Origin of the sequence: Anatilimnocola aquadivae, from assembly GCF_049819085.1 — a bacterium.
Taxonomy (GTDB): Bacteria; Planctomycetota; Planctomycetia; order Pirellulales; family Pirellulaceae; genus Anatilimnocola.
Genome location: NZ_CP187419.1, coordinates 431,867 through 451,929 on the forward strand (window position 1 = coordinate 431,867; position 20,063 = coordinate 451,929).

The following is a 20,063-nucleotide window of genomic DNA, read 5'->3' on the forward strand; positions in this document are numbered from 1 at the left end:
GTTTCCTAGCTTCGGTCGCGGAGAGTGTTGAGACGTTGAGCAACGGCAGCGAGGAAGAAAGGGTTTGAATCCCGCCACCGAAGCAGCATTTCGTCCACTGCGTTGGTAAAGGTATCGGGGATGCTCACCACGTCGCCGGCCGTGTGAGACGCTGGCGAACTGCTGCGAGTAACTGTCAAGACATTGCCCGCGCGACTGCGAACCGTGACCCGCTCGCTACCCATCCCGCTACCGATCAGCAGCGGAAAGTCGCGAGTAGGCAGGAACGCACCGTTGACGACCGTGATGCTGGTCACGCTGTCGTTGATATTGCCGACAAGGGCGGTGTTCGCTTCGTACAACTGGGCACTGAGCAGCAGCAGGGTTTGCAACTGGGCGTCGAACCCTTGAGGGAGTTCTGCGCCAATGAACAGGGCACGTTCGATCTTCGAGAAACAGGACATTAGGACAACCTTCGTGCGGCAGAGATTAGAGTGAGGCGATGCCGCGAGTCGGCCTCATGTTGAATTAGAAGAACCAGTGCTGGCAGTTTCGTTGCAACTTCGCCAGCGTCTTGCGGATGGCAAGATCGTCGCCAGCCCTGACGGCGCGGCTGGCGTTCAGCACTGACAGCGCGTGCGGGGCATACTCGGGTCTGACGCCTGACTCTCGAATCAATCGTTGGGCGAGTTGTCGGAGATTCTGTCGGTCGATGCGTTCGCGTGTGTGGTCCACTGTGGAACTCCTATGAGTAAGAAAAACAGCCGGAGACGGACGCGCATGTATCCGTCTCCGGCCGGAGCAGCCCGAAGGCGCTCTCTCCCCACCAGCAGCGCCTGAGATGCTGATGAGATGTACGTGGCGGACTAACCCTTTTTCCGATTGCCAGCGCTGGCAATCGGTGGCGTCAGGGGGTCCGCTGCCAGAACGCTCATTAGCGGTGAGCGTTCTGTGATCCGATGGCGACTGCTATGGTTGCCAGAGGATGTTTATTGGCTCATCAACTCCGAAAAACTTCGTTCAAAGTCTTTCAGAGAGAGAATGTCGGCAGTCTCTAGCAATCTGCGAGCATCGCTTCGCCGACTGAACGATTCGTTCTTGTCGTTGGCGATGGCAAGCAACTGCTTCCGCCGGTTGAGTGGCGGCGGCTTCAATGGCGCATTCAGGTCGGCTAAGTCGTCCGCTAAATCTTCTGTGCCGAAGTAAGCATCGGACTCGTACAGTTCGTCGTGGTTCATCGTGGCCCCAAAAGAGAAATGTCGGGCACGCCGTTAGTCCCTCCGGCGTGCCCGACAAAGTGCAGTGCCCGGCAAAGAGCACCGGAGCGGCGGCCGGTCGTATCCAGTCGCCGCTCTAATCAGCCGCATCATCAACGGCTGGTGTCTGTGTTTTGGCCGGCCGCGTGAGATGTCGTCTCGCATGCCGGTTTGATTTGTTTGCGTGCGCTAAGCCGCGCGAATCTTGCCGTCTTCACTGACAACCAACGTCGGAGGTGGGTCAGGTGGCGCAACGCTGTAGCCAATCGCATGCATTCGGCGATGATGAACGCCCATGAGCACGCCAAGCTCGTGCAGCGCATCGACCACGTCCCTACGACGTAGTGAGCGTCGGCGCTTAGGCGGCATTTGGCGTCGGGTTCCCTCAACGATTTCAGTGATCGCAATTAAACCGGCGGGGTGCGCGTGGACGCTCGCCAGGAATCGGGCGGTGGCTTGATTGATTGAATCGTTCATTGTTCTTCTCGCGTGCGCGCAACATTCCTACCCTCTATTTATGTGCGGATTGGGTAGCAAAATTCAGAATCCGATGTAAAAGTGCTCGGATTGATACAAAAATGTCCCTTTTGAGCACTTTCCATGCGTCCTACTCCGAAATCTCTCACACGGTTAGACATATTTAGATAGACAACTATTTAGTAGTTTCAGCGTGTGTCGCGAGCATCTTCCCCTACAATCGTTGCAACCGTCATAACCCGCACAGTTGGCACGTCGCACCGGTTGTTCGTGGTGTCGTCGCGTGTGCCGTGGTGCTCGCAGCGGGGCAGGGCGGCGTTGATTCCGGTCTAGTGCCATGATCTAGTGCCACGCACCAAGGGACGTGACGTAACCCCTTTTCAAGAAGCAACTTGCGAGCGTGACGACCTATCTCTATCGACTACCGGGACGCTGTTTTCGGGGTGAGTAGCGAAAGCTGCCGGGACCGGGGCGGGTCAAAAGTGCGGCGGGAATCGACGTTATAACCCTCAGAGAGTCCTAGCGGATTCGACGCTGGACGCGAGTTTTTGAAACGGTGCCACGCGGTGAATAGCCAAGTGAAGCCAGGCGGCGGCCGGTCGCAGAAATTTTGGGGCGGCCGTTGATACTGCTTGACGCGTTCCCGCGTTGAATTCAAGCGCCAAACGAGGCAGGCAGCTCGGTTGCCGCTAGGACGCGAAACGGCCAGCAAGCGAGTGGCAGATAGGCCGCCAGACGCAATAGGAGAGCCGCCAGGGGCCGTTGCGTATGGGGCTGGTGTGATTTCATGCCGGGCGGCATTGGGCGGCTGTAGAGAGCCGCAAGAAGGTTTGCTGCGTTCGAGTTAAGAATTTCAGACCAAGAAACGGTCGGTAAACTCGCTAAGTCCTTTTCAAGAAGGCACTTGCGCCAAAGTGGTGAATTATTGGCCGCCGGTTCCCGGCTTATAGGGAAATTTTCGGTTGATTTGCACTTAGTAGAGGGTAGGGGGATGGATCAATAATTAACCCCTTAACTCTTCTATTTTTATGATTGGTTCCTTCTTCTTCTTCTTCTTCATTATCTACTAATAGGGACTGGACTTACGACCCGCCCGCGTTGCGGGTCGTAACGAAAAACAACCTGAATTCGCTCAGTTAACGACTCAAACCGTGGGTAACTCAGCGCGGCACAAGTTTCCTTTCAAGCTTACGGCGTATGGCCTACCTTTCGGTTCGCACGGTTCCCAAGCCGCATTGATGAGATACACCCTGTTTGCAGTGCCGGTCCCTGATGCCTTCTTGAACCGCAGTTCGCGGGAGATTCGGATGCGGGACCAATCCGCACGTTCAGCCGGCGGCAGCCATGCGTGGAACGCCTCGAAGAATTCAGCGAACGGCAGCAACCGACCGTTGACGTGATGTACAAACCGATCAAAGAATGCCTGTATACGGTCGGCAGCCATTTCGGCAGCCGGAGCTTCCGGCTGGAATCGCCAACCGTAGCCGTCTGCTGACGGCATCTCACCGTCGAGCACCTCGCGGATGTCCCGCAGGTCAAACCCATAGGCTTTCACGTCGGCAATGCTCGGATACGTCGCTTTGGTCGCGCCCGTCTTCAGGTCGAACTGCTCAATCGGTGTGTTTCTACTTCTCATTCTCATTTCTCAAAACCTCATTCGGATTCGCCCACTGCCGGAATGGCTGGGGCACGAAGCTACTACCCGAAGGTCAACACCGTGGCGACCTACCTCTCCAATCCCGGCTCTGACACTGCTACACGAACGAACTTGTCGCGGCGACTTTTGGTGACACGATTTCACTTTCGGCACTGCTTGTCCAGTTTTTGCCGAGGGGCCGCATTGTCCGAAACGAAATGCCGAACTGTTCAACAGCCGCTAAAATGAAGCAAGCCATTCAGGAGAAGACCCATGCCCCGCCGTACAAATGCAGTGGACAAGCCGATCCGAGTTTCATGTGAGAACCTGGACTGCGAGAAGTCCCATTCCCAATCTTTTACTCCCACTGAGTTCGAGGAATGGGTGGAAAAGTGGGAGCACGATTGTCCGGCATGTGGAGAGGAAATGTCCGTCGAAGGCGTTCAGCTTCAATGTCATATCTGCGATGCCGACATTGAGTTCAACAAGCTGTCGGACATCCCGATTCTGCTGGAAGAGAAGTGCTACTATTGCGCAGGACCGCAGGACGTTGATTTCTGGTCAGTCAGAGTCGCTGGTTCATGGTCGCATGAGTACGATATGTATGACTGGGCTAGGGAAGTGAAGGGAACCGAAGACCTCGAACGCGAAGGGAGGTCCGACTACTGGGAAGGCCTTGTCCACTTTTGTGATGCAGAGACGTTCTTGGCGATCTATCGCAGCCGGTGCATTCGAGCGGCATCGACGGGGCTGTATGGCAGCCGAGACCCGGACAAGACCAAGGCGGTGTGTCTGACAGAAGCCACTTTGCCAAACTGGGGCGAGTTAAAAAACTCGCACGGTGAATACGGTTTTGTCTTTCGCAAGGCGGACATTATGGGATTGAACGGTGCGCCCGCAAGCCACATCCCCCAACCCATCATCGACCAAATGAAGGCGGCTAGGCAGCCGATTCCCGAAGCCTTGTGGCCTTACATAAGCAAACTGAACTCGTCGTCCACCCCGGCAAGGTTCAACTTTCTACATGAGCGGGAATGGCGAGTACCTGGCGATATTCACTTCTCGCAGGTGACACCATTCGCCGTGACGTTTCCGAAGCGACGGCCGGGAATCGAAGGCGAAGAGCTAGTCCTGCACGCCGCCAGAGAGTTCAGAGAGATAGACGAGAAGAATCATTCGGATTGGACGGCCTGAGTTGGGCCCGGAAGCAGCGCCACGCTCCACCTCAATCCGGCCGCGCGGCTTCCAGCGGCCGAACGTGAACGCCACGGCGAGCAAGAGCATCAGCACCAGCATCGAGACCAGCGACAGCCGCCGCTTCGGTTCGTAGATGGCCAGCCAGAAGAGCACGGCCGTGGCTGTCCATGCTGCGAATCCAAGCCAGACGGGCGCGGCGTACATCGCTATATTTCCGACTTTCGCCGATTGTCTTCCTTGCAGAGCATCTGGCAATTCGCCGGGATAGTCTTCCCGCCTGCGTGCCAAGGCGTGATATGGTCGCCTTCCATTAGCTCAATCGTGAACACCTTCTTGCATACCGGGCATTTCCCCTTTTGTCTCTCGAAGGCTGCAAGCTTCTGGCTATCGGTAAACTTGCGGATATTCAGGTGCTTCTCGTTGCGGTCAAGGACGTACCGATAAATCCCCTTCTTGTTCTCCACATCATCGTCGGCCATGAGCTTCGAGATTTCGGCTTCCAGCTTTGCCGGGTCGAGTTCTTGCTCCTTGTAGGTGTTGTAAAGCTCGCCCCACTCGACACCCTTCATCACCTTGCCACGGTAGGTCGGAAAAGTGGCCTTCACCCAAGCAATCACCGCTTGAAAGTACAGCCATAGGCTTTTGGCGTTGGGCTTTTTCTGGTGCTTCGACATGTACTCCTTGATTTGACCGCCGCTGATCCAATCAATCACAGTCTCCAAGTATTCTTGGCGGTTCGCCGAACCGCTCATGTAGTCGCCGCCTAGGCTGGAAGCAACGCACTGGTTTCTGCTGAAGTATTTCTTGGCGTCGGACACCCACGGGCCGGCATAGACTGCGTTTCGCATTTCCTGTTTTGTAAGCTCTTCCCCCGCGATATTGATGGTCTCGAACCACTCTAGCCGCTCGGTGTCCGTTCCAGAGCAAAGGTAGACCATCAGCTTGTAGCCAGTAATCTGCTTTTGCCGGTCGTCTTTGAGATTGTGAAACGCTAAGCCGTCGATCGAAAAATCACCATTAACGTATTGGCAGATGGAAATTGTTCGTTGTTGCCCATCTATCACTTCGTACTTTCCATCGTCACGGACTGCCCAGTACATCACGTTCAGGGGGAAGTCCTTGCGGACGCTGTCTATGACGGCGTCCCGCTGCTTATCCTTGTAGATGAACTCTCGTTGATAGGGCGGCCGAACGTCGAGCTTCCCACCATAAGCGACGACACCCCCTTCGGAATTGTCGAGAAAGCCATCGGTGAGTTCTTCGATAGTGACTTCTTGAAGCTCAATCTTCATTGTCGCTCTTTCGTTTGATGACAATTCGCATGTACAGCTGAACGAGAAATCCCTTCGCGTTGTCAGCAGTATAGTAGGTGCCGTCCGGCTTTTGCTTCACCAGCAAAGTTGGTCCCGTATTGACCTTGCCACCATTTGATACCGTGCCGTCCGGCTTCACTTGTTTCGCATTCTCATATCGCTTGGTCGGAAGGGCGTCAAACTCTTCAATGCCTCTCGTCCACCCCAAAATCTCAAACTGTTCAGGGTTGTATTTATCAAGCCATGTAATTGGTACGCCCATCGCGCCATCGTAATCTATTGGTATATCAGCGAATCTCGACACTTCGATCGCATCGTAATTGTCGTAGTGCGGATAGTCCTTTTTGTTGTACGTCTTGAATAGAATGATGTCTTCGTGGCGCTTTGCGATGTCTAGGTTCGTGAACCAGCACGCATTTCCCAAACTTCGCCAGTTCGTTCCGTTCTCGTCACGCCAGCTTCTCACCTCTCTCGCCTCATAGTGATCCGGCACGATAAACGCGACCGGGTGCGAGTATCCAAGCCAAATCTTATTCTCCTTTAACAAGGCGAAGATTTCCTTGTATGTGATAGCGTTCTGATTACCGATTATCAAGAACTTTTTCTTGTGCTTCACCAGCTGATCGACGTACTCCCGAAACAACGAAAACGGTGGATTGGTGACGACTATATCCGCTTGCTTCAGGAGGTTGATACTTTCCTCACTGCGAAAATCACCGTCGCCATTTAGTTCGTGGATGCCGATTTCGTCGGGGTCAGGGACTCGGTTATCGTTCTTGTCGCCGTTGTATTCGAGGTAGGCCCCCTTGTCCCCTGTGTGCTTGCTGAACAGATTGGCGTCGGCGTTCCGGTAGCAAGTGGCGATTAGCCTTTTCAGCTTCAGCCTCTCGAAGTTGTGCGAGAAGTAGTGGAAGAAATTGCTGACGGTTGGATCATCACAGTTGCATAGGACTGTTTTGTTTTTGAAATGCCTGCTGTAGTGCCGAAGTTCCTTTTCGATGTCCGAAAGCTGAGTATAGAACTCGTCCTGCTTGGAGTTCTTCGCAGCAGTCAGACTTCGTTTCAATGATTTTTTTGCCATCTGAGTTCGATCGTCCACGGTAAGTCGGTCGCAAGAGTTAGAGCATCGACAATTCGAGACCTGACCGCAAGTCGCTTTTGTTACGGATTGGTAGTGGTCCGTGGTTGAGCGGCCGGTGGTTGAGCGGCCGGTGGTTGAGCGGCCGGTGGTTGAGCGGCCGGTGGTTGAGCGGCCGGTGGTTGAGCGGCCGGTGGTTGAGCGGCCGGTGGTTGAGCGGCCGGTGGTTGAGCGGCCGGTGGTTGAGCGGCCGGTGGTTGAGCGGCCGGTGGTTGAGCGGCCGGTGGTTGAGCGGCCGGTGGTTGAGCGGCCGATGGTTGAGCGGCCGATGGTTGAGCGGCCGGTGGTTGAGCGGCCGGTGGTTGAGCGGCCGGTGGTTGAGCGGAATTCGTTACGCCGATCGTCCCTGCCGGAGCAGCCTTATCCCTTACGTGAATCTTGACCGACGCAATGGCCGCGATGACTAGGAGCGCAATTCCAGCCCAGTAGAACAAAGTCAACTTTGTTGACGAACGAATGTTCCATCCCCATAACAGCGTGGGGCTTTCTTTACCAATTGCGTGCGCCAGTCCTAGCTCAGGCAAAATCGAGCGATACCGCTTCTCGATAAACAGCCCGTGATAGACTGAGCCGAGCAGCAATTGATGATACCAGTATCGGTCCATCAGGCCGAATGCAACCCAAACCGCTGTGCCTACGAGCAGAATCAGAACGGACAGCGGCACAGTGATTCCTAGAAGAGTGAATTCGACTTGCTCTTTGATGCTGAACGCTGCTCCGGCCAGCACGGCCGTGATGACTGTCAGAGCAAAGTTCCTGACCTTCATTTCCAGTTCGTTGAAATGCTTCTGGACATCGACCGTCATCTTCCACGCATCGACGACCAGTTTCATCTTCTCAGGCGAACGGTCAATGAAGGCATCGAAGTGGACGTGCTGAGTCAGTTCGGAAAACGAATCCTTCAGCGTGATTGTGGGGACCACTTCGGCCGCCGAATACGTCTTTTCCTTTTCGACCGTCGCCAGTGGCCAATGAGTGACTTGTCGCAATAGTTCGTACTCTGGCCGCTCCTGCGCCGTGCCATACTTCGCCCACGCATCTAGCACCCCGGCCTGCTTGGCCATCGTGATGTCTTTCATCAGGCTATCGCCAACGTAGACCACCTCGTCGGGTGAAGCGTACACGTCCTTGATAATTTGCAGCAAGATTGCCGGGTTCGGCTTAACTTCGCCCTTCGGCGTATGGCGTTGCGAGGTCCGCCTCAACTTGTATTCGGCAGCCGGTAGCGTTCGGTACTTGTCCGGCGAGACACCGTCAGGAAAGTCGTGATCCGCCGGGGAGTAGATGAAGTCCAAAATGCGATCTAGCCCTAGTCGCCTCAACCGATAGTGACTGTAGTAGGCCATTGATTCCGTGTAGCCAATCACCAGACCGCCCGCGTCCTTGACTTGCAGCAAGGTGTCTTCGACGGTCGGATACAACGCAAGCGCGTCTCTGCGAGCGTCCCGGTATGCCTGAATGGCCGACTCGTAGATTTTCGGAAGGTCTTCGCCAGGATGCTTCGCCTTCAAGCAAGCCAACTCTTGAATCACGAACGCATATTCCGATGTCCCCCTTTCCGTGAATACGGCTTTGCAATCCTGGATCAGAATCTCGCGACTGATGCCGCTTTTGGCAACCAATTCATCGAGCATCGCCGTGAAGGTCTTGTGCCAGATGTTGACCCAGTCGAACAGGGTGTTGTCGAGGTCCACGATTACGACAGAAACGCGCTTAGTCATTAGCTGCTGCTAGGTGAAAATCTGAATTGGAACTTGGGCAGGCTACCGGCCGCGATTCTAGCCGCGCCGTCCTTGGTAGGCTTAGTGTACCATAGTACAGTAATCGTTCGCGAGCGATCCGACAGCTTGTTCCATTCGAGTTCGCTCCGGCCGTGGCGGTTGCATGTAGCCCAAGGCTTCATGAGAATCAGCCGACCGTGGCACTAGACTTGGCACTAAAAGGGTCCAAAACAGGGTAAATTCCGGTTATTTTTGGACTATTTTTCGGGGCCGCATTCAGAATCAAAAGCCTTACGCAGTAAGGCTTTGCGGCAACTAGAAGTGGGTAGCCAATTGAGCTACGGGAACGTGAACTCTGAGTATATCGTGCCGAGCGGTAAATTCTCAAGGTGGCACGTTTGAGTGGCCAGTCAGGTCATCCCTGGTTCATGGAGCAGCAATCGTCAGTTCCGGGACCGCCGACACGTTGGGGTCATTTGGATGAGGCTCATCGGGATGCATAAATATAAGGCGCATGCCTTCGCGATGTTTGTCGTTCCGCTCTTTTACGAAGGCCCTGATGAGAGTATCCCGCTGTGATAGAAGCGCCTGCCTGTGATCAATAGACAAGGCTCTTCGATCAAGAAACCACGCTAAACAAAGGGCCGTAGCTAAAATCAGCCAGAACAAATCGCGCAGGTTGAGTTTCATACTCGCCATTCTACCCGCGTACGAAAAAGCCTCGCTAGGGTCAGGGGGCTGAAGCTGAAGAGCAGGAGCCTGGCTTACGCCAGCAGTTCGCGGATGACCTTGCCCTGGCTGATGGCCATGGGGCGGCCGATGGGCGTTTGCAGTTCTTCTTTGAAGTCGATGCCGAAGGCGTGCAGGATGGTGGCGTGAATGTCTTCGACCTGGCGCGGATCGCTGACGTCGGCGAGCCGGTTTTTGTCGTCCAGCTTGGGCTGCGGGGCGGTCTCGCCGATGACGCGACCGCCGGCGATGCCGCCCCCGGCCAGGGCCATGCTGAATCCATGCGGCCAGTGATCGCGCCCTTCGAGGCCATTCATTTTGGGTGTGCGGCCGAACTCACCGGCCCAGAGGATCATGGTGCTGTCGAGCAGCTTTCGTTCGCGCAGGTGTTTAATGAGCGAAGCAAAGGCCGGGTCGAGCGTGCCGTTCAGCTGCTTGCAAAAGTTGTGATTGTTGGCATGCGAGTCCCAGCTTTCGAGGCGAATCTCGACGCAGCGGACACCGACTCCGACGAGTTGCAGTGCCGCGAGACAGCAGCGGCCGAATTGGGTATCGCCGAACTCTTTCCGCAGTGCTTCCGGCGCTTTGCTCACATCGAAGGCCGCCAACTGATCGGAAGACATCATCCGCTTGGCGGCTTCCACACTGCTTTGATGCAACGTCCGCCCTTCGTTGAGATTCTTCATCCGCCCGCGGGCGAAGGCACCTTCAACCAGTTCCAGATCTTTGATGCGCTGATCGAAGCGAGGCTGCGGCACGCGCTTGCTGATGTCCGGCACGGGCCCCAGCGGATCTTGCGACTTGAACGCATCGTACTGATCGCCCAGGTAACCACCCCGCGCGGCCCAGATGTTCGGCAGCAGCGAAATGTGTCGCGGGATCTCGATGTTGTCCTGCGTTTGATGGCAGATCACCGCGCCCAGCGAAGGATGCACCAGCGTGGGATCGGGACGGTAACCATTCTTGACGTAATAAGTGGCCCGCTCGTGATCTCCTTCTTTGCTGACCACCGAACGAACGAGCGAGATCGATTCCATCTGCTCGGCAACCAGCGGCAAGCCATCGCCGATTTCGATTCCCTTTACAGCGGTCGGAATGCTCAAGCTGCCACGAGCAATCTCGGTCTTGGGATGCGGATCAAATGTTTCGATTTGGCTCGGGCCACCTTGCATCCAGAGAACGATCAGCGAGTGAGGCGCTTTGCCTCGTGGTTCTTTTTCGGCCGCTCGCGCAAGCTTCTCGGCCAGTGGTGTCAAAAAGGAAATGCCGGAGAGGCCCATCGCCTGCAACACTCCGCGGCGCGAGAAGTGAGCCGCCGAGTTACAGAATCCTGGTGAGTTTTGCATGGTCAAGCTCCGCTAATGGTTCCACGAGAACTCGGTGCTGTTCACTAGAACCCAGTACAAGTCTTCGAGCACTCGCCGGCGAGCATCGCCCCGAGCCGCTTCGAGTCGCGGCACAAAAACGGCCTTCTCATCCGCGGTCGCGCGGCGCGTGAGCACGGCGAGGTAAGCAGCGTCGATGGCAGACTCGGCCCGTGGTGTCACGGCGACGATTCGCGTCGCCGCATTGGCAATGATGTTCTCGCTCGTTCGTTCATCGACCAGTTGGCCATTCATGAGCAACAGTCGCTGCGGAATCGTGCCACCCCGATCGGTGAACTCGTCTTCGCCCAGGTCACCATAGCGACGCACGAACTCGCGGGTCTGATCGTTCTTGGCCAGCAGCCAAATGATGTGTGCGTTTTGTTCGTCAAGCGTGTTGAGCGATGACGATTGAATCATCGCCCCAGCCATCTGTTGAGGCTGCAATCGCGAGAGCGGAAACGCGGCCCAAGCGGCTTCGTGATCGGCGGTGATGTCGAAGTTCGCGATGCTGCCTCGCTGGAAAGCATCGCTGGCGGCAATCAGGCGAATCAAGCGTTGCAGGTCGTGACCGTGCTGCACAAAGTCGTCGGCCAATATCTCCATGCCCGGTGGATAGTTGCCGTGCAGTGGAATTTCGTCGATCGGTTCCACGAGTGGCCGCCCACAAACAATGGCCCACATTCGATTGACCGTAGCCCGCGCGAAGGGCTTGTTCTCGGCGTGTGTCACCCACTGGGCTAACTGCTCGCGTCGCGTCCCACTGCCAGTTAACAGATCGGCCCGATAGGGAACCGCGACCGGGACGGTCTCTTCTTTTTCGCCCTTCAAATACTTGAAGCGATAGATGTCTTCCGAGTCTTGCACGCCGGAAAGGCTCAGCTTGGCCGGTGCGAAGAACGCTGCCAGCTGATGAAAGTCCGACTGTTTGCTGCCGCGCGGGCTGTCGGCATCGCCCAGAAAGTTGGTGCCCAGGTTATCGTCGTGGCATTGCAGGCAATCGATCCGCAGCGCGAGGAAAGCCCGCACCGTTCTCGCCGCGAGTCGCACTTCGTCGGGTTGTCCCTGATTGTTCTCGGTGCAGGTATGTGTGATGAAGTTCAATTCGGGACGGCTCGTCCAGATGCCGTTGCTGCCGATCATCTTCTGGACGATCTCGTTGTACGGAGCGCTCGTCATCAACTGATCGCTGAGCCAGGTGACGAACCGACGTCGGCGATAGAGCGCCACCGGGCCATCATCGGTGCCGACATAGACCCGCGCAAGGCGTTCGCCGACGTAATCGCCAAACCGGCGATCTTCCAGCAAACGTGAAGTCCACCACTCGAGCCGTTGGTTCTCGGGCAGTCGTTCCAGTTCGCGAATCTCTTCGAGCGAAGGAATGGTGCCGGTTAAACCGAGCGACAACCGCCGCGCGAGCGTCAGGCTATCGGCAGGCGGGGCAACTTCAAGTTTCTTCTCTTGCCAGGAAGCATGAAAATCCTGATTCAGCTGATTGAGTGTTCGTTGCCAATCGTTGGCAGGCTCGGCGGACGCCGTGGGAACCGTTGTCGAGACATTGGTCGTGGCTGGGGTCCCAAAGCGACCGGGTTGAAAGCTGCGGGGCGTGGCAATGCGGTCTTGCAGCAGGATGTTCGACGCGAGCGCGCCGATGCCCAGCAGGCAGACGACGGCGAACAACAGATTGCGAGCCCACATATCAATGGCCTCAAACCAAACCGGGCGGAAAACTTGCCAGCTTTGAAACGGAAAGCGTTTTCGGCTGGTATTTCTGGGTGGCTGTCATTTATCGTGACGACTACCGGCCCGCGTGACAACAGAGATTACCTGAGGGCCGGGGGTGAAGTTTCGCCCGGTCCCTGGAAAACCGGCTGAGATCCCAGTTCAGGCTTCCCCGGAAGCAGGCTACGAGCACTGTTGTAAGAGCACCCGTTGCATGTCGTCCAAAATCGACCTCCCTGCTGAATCTCGCGCCCGCGTGCCTACCGCGGTCGAGACCGATTTGTTCACTGCCGAGCAGGTGACCGTCGAAGTGGATTCTGCACCTACGGAGCCGGCGGCGTTTGCCGCTGAAGTGATTGCCGCTGATGAACCGACAGCCAGCACGAACGAGTTGTATGCGGCGGAGATGGTCGACGAGTGGTCGACGCTCCCCCCGGCTCAAAGCTGGCCGGTGAAGATCTGGCGCACGCTCTGTTTCACACTCGCCTGGCTGTTTGGTCTGGCGAGTTTGATTGGCTGTTTGGCGGCGGTGAGCGTAGTGCCGCTGCTGCAGTTCGTTAGCTTGGGTTATTTGCTGGAAGCGAGTGGGCGAGTCACGCGCAGCGGCAAGTTCAAAGACGGCTTCTTCGATATTTACCGCTTCGCGCGGATCGGCAGCCTCGTGGCCGGCACCTGGATCATGCTGCTGCCGATTCGATTTTTGACTGGTCTCACCCGCGATGCCGAAGCGATCCCCGGCAACCCGGCTGCACCCGCGTGGCGAATTGGCCTGACCATATGCACGGTGCTGATGGTCGCGCACATCTTGCTGGCCTGGTACAGCGGCGGCAAGTTGCGACATTTCTTCTGGCCGCTCCTCGCACCGTTTCAGCTGGGGCAACGACTGCTCAATAGCGGCCTGGCCGCTCCGCTGATGAAACACATTCTGAAGCCATGGTGGCCCACGCTCTTTGCCGATCTGTTCACGCCCTTGCCCTGGACCAGTTGGTTTCCGCCGGCCATCTTGTGGGCTGGCATGCGACGCGGGCGGATGTATGTCGAAGCGCGAGATGCCGTGTGGGACTTCGTCGTCGGTCTGCGCTTGCCCCATTACTTTTGGCTCGGCCTGCGCGGGTTCATTGGCGCGCTATTGTGGCTGGCCATTCCAATTGCCATGCTCACGGCAGGAACTGCTCAGCCGAAGCCGGGGGCGATTCTCGTGGGCTGGTTAGGAGCACTGCTGCTGGCCGGCGTGCTGTTGTACTTGCCGTTTTTGCAGGCTCACTTCGCCGCTGAGAACCGCTTCTCGGCGATGTTCGCCTGGCGTGAAGTTCGCCAACAGTTTCGCCGCGCACCACTCATGTTCTGGTTCTCGCTGCTCGCGACGCTCGCCTTCGCGCTGCCGCTGTATCTGCTCAAGATCGAGCCGCCGCCACGGCCCCTGCTGTGGACCCTCAGCGTGTTCTTTATCGTCTCGATCTATCCCGCGCGGCTCCTCACGGGCTGGGCGCTCGGCTATGCACGTCGCCGAGATAAACCCAGCTGGTTCATCGTCCGGCTGTTCTCACGTGTGGCAGCGATCCCCGTCGTATTGCTCTTCGTGCTGATTGTCTTCTTCACGCAGTACACCAGCTGGAACGGTGTCGCGAGCCTCTTCGAGCAGCATGCGTTTCTGGTGCCGGTGCCGTTCTTGGGCATGTAAGAGAACGCAGAAGTAAGTAGGCAGAAGGCAGAATGCAGAATTGAAACGGAAGAAGGCCTGCGTTGCATTAGCAAGCAGGCCTTCGATTCCGAATCACATGCGATCTGATGCTGCTTACTGCAGCAGGATCATCTCGTCGCCCGACATCAGCTTGCCGAGGCGAGTCTGACCGCGAGGCCGCACGATGGCGATGCCCGGATCGCTTTGAATCACAATGAAGTCGCCAACCGCTTGCTTGCCGGTCAGGGCATAGTGGTGGTAACCGCGAACGATCGAGCCCACCGGAGCCGTCTCACCACCAGCAAAGCTGATGGTCGCTTCGTTGTTCTTGTGATCGACAGCTGTCGCCACGGCGGGTCCAAAGTTTTCGAAAGTCGGCTTCGGACGAGCAGGCTGAGCCGTGATCTGCGGAGCTTGTGCAGCGGTCTGAACAGCAGGGGCAGCAACTCGGGCTGGAGCAGCGACCACGCTTTGGCTCGGCTCAGCAGCACTGGCAAACGCAACCGAGGTGGCTGGTGTGCCGGCGGTCGAAGCTTGAGCAACGCCCGGGCCACTCTTATGCAGGTTCGCAGTGCGGCGGCTCGATTTGCCCGCTGGTGTGGGAGCAGGAGCCGAACCGGTTTGATCTTCGAACAACGTCGGAGCTGGATCAGCGGCCGGCGTCGGCACGGCTGGCGGAGGAACCGGTTGTGGCGGTGGAGGAGGCAGTTCGGGGCGTTCGCCACCACCGGGCGGTGTCATGTCGGGGCGTTCGCCGCCACCACCATTGTCGATGACTTCGCCGGTGCCACCTTCTTCGACGATGAAGTCTGGCTCGCCACCACGACCGGGGCAGCAAGCTCGCAGTGCTTCGGCAGCAGCCAAGCGAACTCGTTCCGAAGGTTCGAGATAGCAGCCGCTGTCGTCGCGTTCGTAAGCCAATTCATAAAGCTTGTTCGACAGCTCTTCGCTGCAGCAGCTCTTGTTTTTGCAGTTCACGCAGGCTTCGCCGTTGGCGGCATCGGTGATGGCCTTCACCGTTTCGTAGCGTACGTCTTCGGTGCAGTCGTCCATCGCCTTCAGCAGGGCATCGGTGATGGAGCCATCGCGGTTATAGCAGCCGCAGCCAATCGAGGTCAGATATTTCACTGCCTTGATCTTCTGCTTGGCGAGATCCTCTTCGGTCTTGATCTCAGCGGCCTTCTTGATCGCCGGGTTGGGCGATTCAAGGTTCTTCGGATCGGCGATCCGCTTGAGTGGCGGCTTGCGCTCGGCATTGGGCCGATTGCCCCGGCGATTCGAAAAGTTATCGGTCACTCGCGTGTAGGTTTGCGGAATGCCCAAGAAGCTCCACAATGTTGCCGGCTTGGCAGCGGCCACGGGCGCTTGAGCATGAACCGATCCGGTCAGCGATGACCCGACCAGCACCACTCCGATGACGCATATCACTCTTCGCAGTGACATAAGACAATCCTCGAGCAATTCCATTTAGCGAGACGGCCCATCCGTGGCCTTCGCGGAGGCAGATTCCATGGCAACTCCCTCCATCCGGAGGAAGCCCCTACCTTGGTCAATCGGCTACGCGCAGCACCGTCGCAAATCAAATTCGCCCTTACCCTAAGGTTTACCAGTTCTGCCTCTTTTGCCTGCCGTGCGAATCAAGCGCAACCTACGAGGTTTAGCGATAGCACCGCTATCGACAGCAATGACTGCTAACCAACCAGCAATGCTTGCTTCCCAAATTGTTGCAGCGTCATTTCAATCCACTTAGCTAGCTCGGTGTTGTGGCCCGTTGCTAGCTCCGGCGCATTCGCACTGTCATTCGTTTGAATAGCTGCAAAGTCTCGCAGCAACTCAGCCTTGGTGCGCGTCCCATCGGCGAGCACGAGCAACAGTCGTTCGGCCGGCGAATAGCCCACGCTGATGTGGCGGCGCGTGGGCACTTGCGCAAACTGCCCTGCCAGCGTGCGCGCCAGCGGGCTGGTGATGGGCCGCTCGTTCACGGTCAGGCAAAACTCAAAGGGCTCGCGATGCAAAGCGACAAAGTGCGTCAAGTGTCCGCGCAGCAGCATCATCGCTAACAGGGCCTTCTGTTCTTCGCGGTTCGTGGTGTCGTCGGCGATGTCGGCTAAAGATTCGGCAAGCAACTGCTCGAACGGCACCATCTGCGGCCACGCGCGATAGGCTCGTACCAGCGCGGCTTTCACGATCGGAAAGTTCACACTTACGACCCCGCCCGTATCGAGGCGAAACTGTTCTTCGGCCTGCGAACGAACATCGGGCGTCTCGGACGCAGGCCGCGCGAGCGCCGTGACCAGCAACTGGCTAATCACCTCGACCGCCGGGCTGCGATCGAGCTGCACTTCGGCCTGACAGAGCAATGTGCGACGAAAGGTTCGATTCGTCAGAAAGTCGGCGTACTGCTCCAGTTGAATCAAGTCGCGCGAGATCCCTTGCAGCGATTCGCTGACATCCTTCGGCAGTTCATCAAGATTCAAGTGTTGCCACGCTTCGCTAACATATTGCAAGCCATGCTCACTAGCGCGCTGATGGAACTCATGAAAATAGAGGGGCGAGTTCACCTCTTCCAGATGTTCGTGAAACACGTAACTGTCGGGCGCGTCTTCGAGCGTCTTCAGTTCCGAGTCCAGAAACTTGGCGTAGGACGTTGTTTGATCGGGAGTCGACTTGGCCATGAATTTGACAATGGCCCGCGCTTGCTGAATCTTCTCCTGCAAATCGGTCAGCGGCCCGGAGTGATACTTCATCATCTCCCGCACGATCTTGCGCTGATGCCAGCCGGGATAGGTGTTGTAACTGATGTACGCGATGCCTTGCGGAGTCAGCAGGCGGCGGCAGATCTCGAACAGCTTGTCTTGGACAATCTTCGGCACCCACGAGAAGACGCCGTGACACAGGATGTAGTCGAACTTGCCCCACGAGGCATCAATGTCCATGATGCTCGCGGCATGCAGCCGAATATTCTTCAGCCCAGCGGCATCGACGACTTGCTGACCGGCGGCAATTTGCGAAGGGGACAGATCGAGCCCGACGAACTCGCTTTCTGGCAAGGCCTCTGCCATGCAGATGATGTTCATTGCTGTCGCACAGCCCAACTCTAGCACGCGGCACTTGCTGGCGAGCGCCGGTTGCATGCCGAACAACCGCCCGAGCGTACCGAGCGAATCGGCATGCATCGGATAGTGAGGCTTGCTTTGATACTGCACGTCTTCGTAGCTGGTGGCTTGCATAACAATTAACCTTCGACCGGCAGACTAGGATTCACTTTCGCGCTGGGCACCTTGCTGGTCCGCGCCAGCCTGCCAAAGACCTCACGCACCCATTCGGTGCCCGGCTTCTGCGGCCCCTCCTCATGCGTGTCCGCATAGTCGAGCGCTTGAATGAGTGGAACCCACGGGACATAGGTGCTGGCCTCGCCTTGTTCTTCCATCCGCGCGACTTCGGTCCACACCTTGGCTGGAATGGGCACCCATTCGACACCTTCGGGCGTCGGGTTCGAGCAGTTCACCGCGGGCGATGTGACCAGATACTCGCGGCATGCCATCGGCCGATCGAGATGAATCGAACAGGACTCTTCTTCCAAAAACGGACAAGCCACGCCGAGGCGAAAGTAATCGAGCCCCACCTGCAGCACATCGGCGTGCGGCCAGGTGGCCCGCTCATCAAGTTTTCCCCACATGCCCGCAGCGGTCATTTTTTCTTTCGCTTCGGCAAAGCGACGCAGGATTTCTGTCTTGCGCGGTTCGGGCATACTATCGACCAAGTCGCGCAGACCATGCGTCTCGACCGGAGCGATCGGTACCAACTGCCGGCAACAAGCTCCGCACCCCTTTTGGCACGAAATCGTCAGCCCGGCACTTTCGACATTCTGCTCGCCGATCTGCACGATCGTGCTCGATAGTTGCTGCATTACCGGCAGCAACGTCTTCAGGCCGACCTCGCCCGTGGGAACAGTGACCTTGGTCTTCAGTTGATGCCCCCCGATGCGCAGCGAAATATCGGCCGTCGCGGTCTCGAACACCGGCGGAACATTGGCCTCGGACATGGCAGAATCTCCCCTTCCACGAAATCTCTGGCTGAGGCGAAACGACTCGCCCCTGCGATCAGCGTAAGCAGATCAGCGTAAACCCCACCGCTTTGTTACCACTCGCTGGCGCTACTCAACCGGCCCACACACGAATCTCGTAAGGGTAGCCGTGCCGCCTGCCCGCTGCAAAGCGCTGCCGGCGATTGCCAGTTGAACAGCCCCTGTTCAACACGCTTGATAACCACTTCGCCCCTGTGCAAACTGCTGCTCCACCATCGTAGTCATCTCGCTCCGCCGAGATGAAAGCAGCTCCAACGATGCTGCCAATCAAGTTGAGCAGTCCTGACTAGAAAGCTACGATCAAACAAGCGTTTTCGCGATGTTGCAGAAAGCATCGCATCGACCGTAGTCATCTCGCTCCGCCGAGATGAAAGCAGCTCCAACGATGCTGCTAATCAAGTTGAGCAGTCCTGACTAGAAAGCTACGATCGAACAAGCGTTTTCGCGATCTTGCAGAAACCATCTCGGCGGAGCGAGATGACTACGGTGAGGAAAACACACGTTATCGAACTACGGTGAAAGGCGTGATGGCGATGGGCGAGTTGTGGCCGGTGGAGCTCTTCGATCCGGCGGCTGACGTTGAGATCGTCGAGCGAAACCTGCCCCATTGGTCACAAGCGGGAACCATTACTTTCATTACCTTTCGCACGCACGATTCGCTGCCGACCGCGGTGATCGAACGGTGGCTATCCCAGCGCGACGCCTGGCTGCGGCAACATGACATTGATGCCAGCCGTCCCGATTGGAAACGGCAACTCAGCAAGTTGGATTCGCGTCTGGCCCGAGAGTTTCGAGACGCCTTCTGGAACCGCTGGCACGATGCACTCGACAGCTGCCACGGCAACTGCGAATTGCGTAACGCGAAACTTGCGAAGATCGTCGCTGACAGCTTGCAGCACTTCGATGACGTGCGTTACCAATTGGTGGACTACGTTGTCATGCCCAACCATGTGCATTTACTCTGCTCGTTTGCGAATGCGACCGACATGCTGGCTCAATGTGATTCGTGGAAGCATTTCACCGCGGTCCAAATCAATCGGCAGTTGGGGCGCTCGGGTCGCCTCTGGCAGCAAGATGCCTTCGACCACCTCGTCCGCAGCGAAGAACAGTTTCAATTCCTCCGGCATTACATCGCCGCAAACCCAACCCAAGCACAATTGCAAACCGGTGAGTTCCTCCACTACAGTCGCCCGCAACCGTAGTCATCTCGCTCCGCCGAGATGAGATTTTGTCGTGCTGCTCAAATGCGTTGTGTCTCGCCGTCGCTTTTCGAGCCAGCATGCCCAACCGGAATGGCAGGCGTCTTGCATCTGCTTTCATCTCGCTCCGAAGAGATGACTACCGATATAGCATCGTTAGTTCTTTGCTACCGTCAGGCCAAGGGCCTTGGCGAGGCGATCGGCGGTTGCGAGACGAATGTCACGCTCGCCGGAGAGGAATCGCGAGACGACGATCTGCGAGACTTCGGCTTCCTTGCAGATTTGATAAACCGATTTAGCGCTGGAGTGAATTGCGTGCTTCAGGATTTCGCTCAATGCTCCGGATTCTAGCGGGGCTGCTTCCGCAGGCGGATATTCCGCTTTGATTTGCGCTCGCAACTGTTCGTCACGAGCAAACACTTCGGGAGTGACCTGCGTCGTGCGAACCTTACGAGTGAATTTCTTACGTTCCATGGCTACACCATTTTATTGCACCCGGGCGGTACTAGTCAAATGGCTAGTTTTTCGAGCCAGCATCACCAACCTGAATGGCAGACGTCTCTG

18 protein-coding genes are annotated in these 20,063 nt (G+C 57.0%); 3 read left to right on the forward strand and 15 right to left on the reverse strand.

What is annotated here, in order from left to right; genetic code table 11:
* Positions 1-5 precede the first annotated feature (5 nt).
* From NA78x_RS01765 to NA78x_RS01780, 4 genes are all read right to left on the reverse strand, one after another.
* Positions 6-443, reverse strand: a complete 438-nt coding sequence (locus NA78x_RS01765; RefSeq protein WP_425616699.1) for a hypothetical protein — start codon at positions 441-443, stop codon at positions 6-8.
* A gap of 525 nt (positions 444-968) precedes the next feature.
* Complete coding sequence (locus NA78x_RS01770; protein ID WP_425616700.1) at positions 969-1,217, reverse strand: hypothetical protein; 249 nt, start codon at positions 1,215-1,217, stop codon at positions 969-971.
* 207 nt (positions 1,218-1,424) lie between these two features.
* Entirely contained in the window at positions 1,425-1,604 is a 180-nt protein-coding gene (locus tag NA78x_RS01775; protein WP_425616701.1) for a hypothetical protein, read from the reverse strand.
* Between the two features lie 1,252 nt (positions 1,605-2,856).
* Positions 2,857-3,348: a hypothetical protein gene (locus NA78x_RS01780; RefSeq protein WP_425616702.1), complete on the reverse strand. Its 492-nt coding sequence runs from the start codon at positions 3,346-3,348 to the stop codon at positions 2,857-2,859.
* A 273-nt stretch (positions 3,349-3,621) separates the two neighbouring features.
* Between NA78x_RS01780 and NA78x_RS01785 the strand changes: the two genes are divergently transcribed.
* On the forward strand, positions 3,622-4,542 hold the full coding sequence (locus NA78x_RS01785) for a hypothetical protein (protein WP_425616703.1): 921 nt from the start codon (positions 3,622-3,624) through the stop codon (positions 4,540-4,542).
* Here NA78x_RS01785 and NA78x_RS01790 read toward each other — a convergent pair.
* The 7 genes from NA78x_RS01790 to NA78x_RS01820 all read right to left on the reverse strand — a co-directional run bounded on the left by NA78x_RS01790 (position 4,474) and on the right by NA78x_RS01820 (position 12,508).
* Complete coding sequence (locus NA78x_RS01790) at positions 4,474-4,749, reverse strand: hypothetical protein (RefSeq protein ID WP_425616704.1); 276 nt, start codon at positions 4,747-4,749, stop codon at positions 4,474-4,476. The two genes, NA78x_RS01785 and NA78x_RS01790, sit on opposite strands and share 69 nt — an antisense overlap.
* Positions 4,750-4,751: 2 nt before the next feature.
* On the reverse strand, positions 4,752-5,837 hold the full coding sequence (locus tag NA78x_RS01795; protein ID WP_425616705.1) for an HNH endonuclease family protein: 1,086 nt from the start codon (positions 5,835-5,837) through the stop codon (positions 4,752-4,754).
* Positions 5,827-6,939 carry an adenine-specific methyltransferase EcoRI family protein gene (locus NA78x_RS01800; RefSeq protein ID WP_425616706.1) on the reverse strand — a complete coding sequence of 371 codons (1,113 nt, stop codon included), beginning with the start codon at positions 6,937-6,939 and terminating at the stop codon, positions 5,827-5,829. The genes NA78x_RS01795 and NA78x_RS01800 overlap by 11 nt, the downstream gene beginning before the upstream one ends.
* Before the next feature lie 80 nt (positions 6,940-7,019).
* A complete protein-coding gene (locus NA78x_RS01805) occupies positions 7,020-8,717 on the reverse strand; it encodes an HAD family hydrolase (RefSeq protein WP_425616707.1) in 1,698 nt (565 codons plus the stop codon).
* 426 nt (positions 8,718-9,143) lie between these two features.
* Entirely contained in the window at positions 9,144-9,407 is a 264-nt protein-coding gene (locus NA78x_RS01810) for a hypothetical protein (protein ID WP_425616708.1), read from the reverse strand.
* A gap of 74 nt (positions 9,408-9,481) precedes the next feature.
* A complete protein-coding gene (locus NA78x_RS01815; protein WP_425616709.1) occupies positions 9,482-10,792 on the reverse strand; it encodes a DUF1501 domain-containing protein in 1,311 nt (436 codons plus the stop codon).
* Positions 10,793-10,804: 12 nt separating this feature from the next.
* Positions 10,805-12,508: a DUF1553 domain-containing protein gene (locus tag NA78x_RS01820; RefSeq protein ID WP_425616710.1), complete on the reverse strand. Its 1,704-nt coding sequence runs from the start codon at positions 12,506-12,508 to the stop codon at positions 10,805-10,807.
* Between the two features lie 238 nt (positions 12,509-12,746).
* On the opposite strand from NA78x_RS01820, the gene NA78x_RS01825 reads away from it, so the two are divergent.
* Positions 12,747-14,213 carry a hypothetical protein gene (locus NA78x_RS01825; protein ID WP_425616711.1) on the forward strand — a complete coding sequence of 489 codons (1,467 nt, stop codon included), beginning with the start codon at positions 12,747-12,749 and terminating at the stop codon, positions 14,211-14,213.
* 114 nt (positions 14,214-14,327) lie between these two features.
* Here NA78x_RS01825 and NA78x_RS01830 read toward each other — a convergent pair whose 3' ends face one another.
* From NA78x_RS01830 to NA78x_RS01840, 3 genes are all read right to left on the reverse strand, one after another.
* On the reverse strand, positions 14,328-15,656 hold the full coding sequence (locus tag NA78x_RS01830) for a hypothetical protein (RefSeq protein ID WP_425616712.1): 1,329 nt from the start codon (positions 15,654-15,656) through the stop codon (positions 14,328-14,330).
* A gap of 248 nt (positions 15,657-15,904) precedes the next feature.
* A complete protein-coding gene (locus NA78x_RS01835) occupies positions 15,905-17,443 on the reverse strand; it encodes a methyltransferase regulatory domain-containing protein (protein ID WP_425616713.1) in 1,539 nt (512 codons plus the stop codon).
* A 5-nt stretch (positions 17,444-17,448) separates the two neighbouring features.
* Positions 17,449-18,258, reverse strand: a complete 810-nt coding sequence (locus NA78x_RS01840) for a YkgJ family cysteine cluster protein (RefSeq protein ID WP_425616714.1) — start codon at positions 18,256-18,258, stop codon at positions 17,449-17,451.
* Between the two features lie 557 nt (positions 18,259-18,815).
* On the opposite strand from NA78x_RS01840, the gene NA78x_RS01845 reads away from it, so the two are divergent.
* The gene (locus tag NA78x_RS01845) at positions 18,816-19,502 is read left to right on the forward strand and encodes a transposase (protein WP_425616715.1); all 687 of its coding nucleotides are present in this window, start codon (positions 18,816-18,818) and stop codon (positions 19,500-19,502) included.
* A gap of 153 nt (positions 19,503-19,655) precedes the next feature.
* Here the strand turns inward: NA78x_RS01845 and NA78x_RS01850 are convergent, their stop codons facing one another.
* Positions 19,656-19,973 carry a helix-turn-helix domain-containing protein gene (locus NA78x_RS01850; RefSeq protein ID WP_425616716.1) on the reverse strand — a complete coding sequence of 106 codons (318 nt, stop codon included), beginning with the start codon at positions 19,971-19,973 and terminating at the stop codon, positions 19,656-19,658.
* Positions 19,974-20,063 lie beyond the last annotated feature (90 nt).